Source organism: Microbulbifer sp. 2205BS26-8 (assembly GCF_030731025.1).
GTDB classification, from domain to species: domain Bacteria; phylum Pseudomonadota; class Gammaproteobacteria; order Pseudomonadales; family Cellvibrionaceae; genus Microbulbifer; species Microbulbifer spongiae.
The window spans coordinates 1-780 of the sequence record NZ_JAVAMR010000156.1; the positions used below are offsets into that span (position 1 = coordinate 1).

At 40.4% G+C, this 780-nt stretch carries 1 protein-coding gene; it reads left to right on the forward strand.

Features of this window, described 5'->3' with window-relative positions; all coding sequences use genetic code 11:
- The first annotated feature begins 34 nt into the window (after nucleotides 1-34).
- On the forward strand, nucleotides 35-358 hold the full coding sequence (locus Q5Y71_RS17010) for a hypothetical protein (RefSeq protein ID WP_306043261.1): 324 nt from the start codon (nucleotides 35-37) through the stop codon (nucleotides 356-358).
- Nucleotides 359-780: the final 422 nt, after the last annotated feature.

Sequence of the window (780 nt, forward strand, 5' to 3'; positions counted from 1 at the left end):
CTAATTAATAATACTGAAAACAAAGGATTGAAAAATGAAACATATTGTTATGCTACTATCATTTGTATTGACTACTTTTGCTTTTGCAGAAGAAGTTGATACGACTGGAGAGAATCTAATCATATTACACAATAATACTCCTGCTATCTCTCAAGTAAAAACAGATGGAGTGTTTGCTGCTGCTCCCAACAGGTGGGCATGTTATGCTGTGTACCCAGGAAATGGTATCAACCAATATGTTGTAGGCTCTCCATCGCAGAGCAGAGAGTTGGTGGCATATTTAGCTGTCAATAGGTGTAACAACGTAAATAATTCCACCAATTGCTATATCCAAGAATGTCGCTATGGTCAATACTAAATGACCCGGTAACAAATCTTGTGTAACTGCCATTGGTTAAATAGGGTTGGTGAGCCGATCTTAAAATTCAATCATAAATCGACTCACCGCCTGGCGCCAATGTGGCCCTCCTAAGGTTGTGTAGAAACTACACCCGAGAATCAATACCGCTTGATTACCGATGTCGAGACGGGCAGGCAGAGTCTGAGTTTTCGAATATAGGAAGTATAAAGACCCTTTTAGCTGGATTAGTTCAGGCAAAATCTGACACTTCTCCTTGAAAAAAGGGGTTATCGGTTTGACAGAAGGTGACAAAACCTGAAATCAAAACTCGACCAACGGTGTCCGACTGAAAAAGAGTTTAACGCGATAAAATTCCAGCACTGACACGTATATTTGGCCTCATAGGTGCGCGTGCAAAAGATATTTGAACTTTTTTCGAG